Raw genomic sequence first — 4,957 nt, 5'->3', positions numbered from 1 at the left:
GGACCATGGGACGCGGCGCCGGCCGCGCCTCGCGGCGCGGCGCGGGCTTCGGCTCGCCGGTGAAGAGCCCGATGAGATCGTCGATGGGCTTCGCGATCTCCTCCGGCATGGCGCCCGTCTCGGAGCGCCAGGCGCCCGCGGGCAGTCCCGCGACCGGCGCGCCCTTATGGGCGACCGTCATGAAGCGGCTCCAGATTTCGACCGGCAGATTGCCGCCGGAGGCCTTCTTCGTCGGCGAATTGTCGTCATTGCCGAGCCAGACGCCGGCGACGAGGCGGCTCGTATAGCCGATGAACCAGGCGTCGCGGAAATCCTGGCTCGTGCCGGTCTTGCCCGCCGCCTCCCAGCCCGAAAGCTCCGCCCGGCGCGCCGTGCCGGTCAGCAGCGTCTCCCGCATCATGTCGTTCATCATCGCCACATTCTGCGGGCTGACGACGCGGCCGAGCGAAAAGTTCTTGCGCTGGTAGAGCGTCTTGCCCCCGGCGGCCGTGACCTTGGTGATGGCGTAGGGCTGCACGCCGATTCCGCCATTGGCGAAGGGCGCATAGGCGCCCACGAGCTCCAGCGGCGTCACTTCCGACGTGCCGAGCGCGATGGAGGCGTTCGCCTGCAAGTCCGATTGCACGCCCAGGCGATGCGCGGTCTTCGCCACGGTCTTCGGCCCGACTTCGAGACCGACGCGCACCGCGACCGTATTGAGCGAGAGCGAGAGCGCTTTGGTCAGCGTCACCGGGCCGAAATATTCATGGCTGTAATTTTCCGGGCGCCAGCCTTTCACATTCAGCGGTCCGTCCTCGCGCACGGAATCGGGCGTCAGGCCGTTCTCGAGCCCGGCGAGATAGACGAAGGGCTTGAAGGCGGAGCCCGGCTGGCGCTTCGCCGACACGGCGCGGTTATACTGGCTTTGCGAATAGTCGCGTCCGCCAACCAGCGCGCGGATCGCGCCATTGGGGTCGAGGGCGACCAGCGCGCCCTGGGTGACGCCGAATTTCGCGCCCTTCTCGTCGAGCTCCTGGGTGAGCGCGCCTTCCGCCGCCATCTGCATGCGCGAGTCTATCGTCGTCGCGACGACGATGTCCTGATCGATGGCGCCGATGGTGTCGTCGAGCGCGTCCATCACATAATCGGCGGCGTAATTGATCGAGCCCGCGCCAATGTCGCGGCGCGCCTGGGCCGGCCGCGCCAGCGCCGCCTTGGCCATGGCCTCGGTGATATGGCCTTCCTGCGCCATGGCGGCGACGACCTGCGCCGCGCGCTCGGCGGCGCCTTCGGGATTGCGGTCGGGCGCGAGTTTGCTTGGCGCCTTCATCAGCCCCGCGAGCAGCGCGGCTTCGGAGAGGGTGAGCGTTTTCGCGTCATGGCCGAAATAGCGTTCGGCGGCGGCTTCGACGCCATAGGCGCCGGAGCCGAAATAGACGCGATTGAGATAGAGTTCGAGGATCTGGTCCTTGGAATATTTGTGCTCAAGCCAAAGCGCGAGGATCGCCTCCTGAATCTTGCGCGAGATGGTGCGCTCCTGCGTCAGGAAGAGATTTTTGGCGAGCTGCTGCGTGAGCGTCGAACCGCCCTGCACCGCGCCGCCGCCCGAGACATTGCGCATGATGGCGCGGCCGACGCCAACCGGATCGACGCCCCAATGCGAATAGAAGCGGCGGTCCTCGATCGCGATGAAAGCTTTCGGCACATAGGGCGGCAGGTCCGTCAGCCGCACCGCCGCGCCGCCGGTGTCGCCGCGATTGGCGAGGAGTTCGCCGTTTACATCCATGATCGCGATATTGGGCGGGCGTTTGGGCACGGCGAGCTGGTCGATCGGCGGCAGGCGGGAGCCGTAATAGACGGCGAGGCCGCCGCCGAGGATCGCGCCCCAGAGGCCCAGCGTGAAGCTCCAATAAACGAGCGCGCCGAAGAAGGAGCGGGACTGACGTCGTTTCGCGCGCGCTGGCGCGCGCTTCGGCCGGCGTTCGGCGCGCAGCACGCCGTCGTCGTCGCTGTCGTCGAACCTGGGTTCGCGACGCCTGTCGATGCGCGCCATCGAAAATCTCGCCCGTCGCCGCCGAATGGCCTAAAACGCTTCGTGCAGCGTAACGAAGGCCGTTTAAGGGCCGGTTAAGGGCGGCTGGTCCAGATTTCCGTCAACTCACAAGCGTTTTCTAAAGCAGTGCTTTCGACCGCCCAAAGATTAAGGCGGGCCCAATGTTCGAGCGATTGGTGAAGACCACCCACTGACCTTCCTCCATGAGTTGGACAAGAATCGGAAGGCCGAGATCTTTCGCCAACACGATCGTGGAGCCGTTCTTACCGATCTTGACGAGAGCGCCGCTGTCCGTATCAACGGCCAAGACCGACCCATCGCTTAAAGGCCAGAGCCCTTCCGGGTTGTCGAGATCAACCCCTTGATTGCAGATGATCTTCTCATATGCTTCGCTGGAAGCCGCTTTGTCATAAAAACAGACGCGCCCCTTGCCGGCCTTCCCTTGTTCGCTGACCCAAAGCGAAGTCTCTCCTATGGGGGCGATATCGAAAGGCGTGTCCAGCCCGTGAATGATTTCATCGCTTCGGCCTTCTCCCGAAATGCGCAGAACGGAGCCCCCATAAGTCACGACGAACATCGCGTCCCCCGAGGGCGTCCACCTTGCGTTCCATGGATTTGGAATCGCCAGAACGCGAATCTTATCGCCGTTTGAATTTAGCCAATACACCTGCGAGCCCATGACGTCGCAGAAGGCGTAGAGGTCTTGGCGCGGGTGCTTCGCGATGCCCGCGACGCCATCCCCATGGGCCGCGCCCTTCACGACATTTCCGCTATAATCGTAGACCTGGCTTCCGGCATTCCGTTTGTTATACGTATCGGCAAGCCAGATTTCGCTTGGGCTTTTCACATACATTCCGTGGGCGGCCGGCACGGAGGAGCTTTCGATCTTGATGATCTCCGCGTGAGCGAGATCCGCCCAAAACAGGCACCCCAAAAGAATCCGAAAAATCTTCATCGTTTTATCCCTTCAAAACTTCCAACTCTCGCCGCGGCAAGGATGGGGGACAGTTATTCACAATCGCCGACTTAGAATATCGGCCTGCCCTTGCGCTTCAAGCGCCGCCGCGCCAAAGTCTTCGCCCCCGGCGCGGCCATGAGCCGCGCCGCATTTAACTGCGGAATGGATTTCCCGGCGATGAAGGTCACGATCGAGAGAGCGGCGCTATTGCGGGCGCTCGGCCATGTTCACCGTGTGGTGGAGCGGCGCACGACGATCCCCATTCTCGCCAATGTGCTGCTCTCCGCCAAGGATGGCGCGCTGACGCTCAAGGCCACCGATCTCGATCTCGAAATCACCGAAAAGGCTGTCGCCGAAGTCGCGCAGCCCGGCGCGACGACGCTGCCCGCGCATACGCTCTATGACATCGTGCGCAAATTGCCCGAGGGCGCGCAGGTTTCGCTGGAGGCGACCGGCGACGCGGGGCAATTGACGCTCCGCTCGGGGCGTTCGCGATTCAGCCTGTCGAGTCTGCCGGAAAGCGATTTCCCCGACGTGACGTCGGGAGATTTCAGCCATAGTTTCACGCTGGCGCCAGCCGATCTGAAGCGGCTCATCGAGAAGACGCAATTCGCGATCTCCTCCGAAGAGACGCGCTATTATCTCAACGGCATCTACATCCATACGCTCGACGTCGAGGGCCAGCCGATGCTGCGCGCCGTCGCCACCGACGGCCATCGCCTCGCGCGGCTCGAATTGCCGGCGCCCAAGGGCAGCGAGGGCATGCCGGGCGTCATCCTGCCGCGCAAGGCGGTCACCGAAGTGCAGCGGCTGATCGAGGACGCGCAGGGCGACGTTTCGGTCGAACTCTCGACGAACAAGATGCGCTTCGCCTTCGGCGACGCGCTGCTGACGACGAAGCTCATCGACGGCACTTTTCCCGATTACGCCCGGGTCATTCCCGCCGGCAACGACAAGCGCCTCACCGTCGAGCGCGACGCTTTCGCGAAAGCCGTCGATCGCGTCTCGACGATTTCCTCCGAGCGTGGCCGCGCGGTGAAACTTGCGCTCTCCGAAGGCAAACTCATTCTCTCCGTCACCAATCCCGACCAGGGATCGGCGGTCGAGGAGCTGGAGGCCGATTATGACGGGCCGCCGCTCGATATCGGCTTTAACGCCCGCTATCTCCTGGACATCGCCCAGCAGCTCGACAGCGACACGGCGCTTTTCAAGCTCGCCGATCCCGGCTCGCCGACGCTGGTGCAGGACCGCGACGGCGCGAGCGCGCTTTACGTGCTGATGCCGATGCGCGTGTAACTAATTTGACGTTCTCTGCGCTGGAGCGGCGGGGCCGGTCGGCGTAAGCTTCCGCCATGCTCGATTATCTGATTCATCTGAAATTCTGGCTTCTCGCCTGTTTCCTTATCGGCGTCGTCACCGGGGCGGTGACGCGCCGCGCGGCGAGCGCCGCCGTCTCGCGCTGGCTCGTCTGGAGCGGGCTCGCTTTTTTCGTCGGCGTTCTCGTCGCGGCGCTCGGCGCGCTGCCGGGCGAGACCGGACTCTTTCTCGAAAGCGCGCTCGCCGTCTATGCGATCTTTCTCTCGGGCGCGGCCTGCGGCGCGATGCTCTCCGGCGGCTCGCTCAAATGGCATGAGGGCTGGGCCCTGGGCCTCATTCCGGCGGGCCTCGTCCTTCTGGGCGCGGCGCTTATCGCGCAGCCCGCCTATCGCGAGGATTTGCGCCGGCGGATCATTATCCTGAGCGAGCGCGCGGGCGTCGACGCGGCCCAGGTCAGCGTCCTTGGCCGCGACGTGCGCCTCGCGGCAGGGAAGGTCGCCGCCGAGGCCGCGCTCCTCGCCGATATCGCCAGCGCTCCCGGCGTGCGGCGGGTGACGATCGACCCGGAAACCGCCGTCCCGCCGGCGGCCGAAAATGCGGCCGCTCCGCCGCCGCCGCCAGTCGCGCCGCCCAAGCCCGATGCGGGGCCG

Annotated in this window: 3 protein-coding genes and 1 pseudogene; 2 read left to right on the top strand and 2 right to left on the bottom strand. The window is 64.9% G+C overall.

Annotated elements, in window-relative coordinates; all coding sequences use genetic code 11:
• Together V3H18_RS16340 and V3H18_RS16335 are read right to left on the bottom strand one after the other, a co-directional pair.
• The coding region (locus tag V3H18_RS16340) for a transglycosylase domain-containing protein (protein ID WP_332083146.1) at window positions 1–2,032 on the bottom strand (2,032 nt) is incomplete at its 3' end.
• A 118-nt stretch (window positions 2,033–2,150) separates the two neighbouring features.
• Entirely contained in the window at window positions 2,151–2,987 is an 837-nt protein-coding gene (locus V3H18_RS16335; RefSeq protein ID WP_332083145.1) for an NHL repeat-containing protein, read from the bottom strand.
• Between the two features lie 180 nt (window positions 2,988–3,167).
• On the opposite strand from V3H18_RS16335, the gene dnaN reads away from it, so the two are divergent.
• Window positions 3,168–4,286, top strand: coding sequence for a DNA polymerase III subunit beta (gene dnaN / locus V3H18_RS16330; protein WP_332083144.1), 1,119 nt, complete (start codon window positions 3,168–3,170; stop codon window positions 4,284–4,286).
• Window positions 4,287–4,342: 56 nt separating this feature from the next.
• Window positions 4,343–4,957, top strand: a pseudogene (locus tag V3H18_RS16325) (hypothetical protein); the annotation flags it as partial.

This window comes from Methylocystis borbori, from assembly GCF_036576025.1.
In the GTDB taxonomy this organism is placed as follows: Bacteria; Pseudomonadota; Alphaproteobacteria; order Rhizobiales; family Beijerinckiaceae; genus Methylocystis; species Methylocystis borbori.
Note: the sequence above shows the minus strand (reverse complement) of the source record. Positions and strands in the feature narration are given on the sequence as shown.

What these genes read in the sequence shown, in the direction of transcription:
- dnaN (WP_332083144.1), top strand. Translation starts at nt 3,168, where the DNA reads ATGAAGGTCACGATCGAGAGAGCGGCGCTATTGCGGGCGCTCGGCCAT.
- V3H18_RS16335 (WP_332083145.1), bottom strand. Translation starts at nt 2,987, where the DNA reads ATGAAGATTTTTCGGATTCTTTTGGGGTGCCTGTTTTGGGCGGATCTC.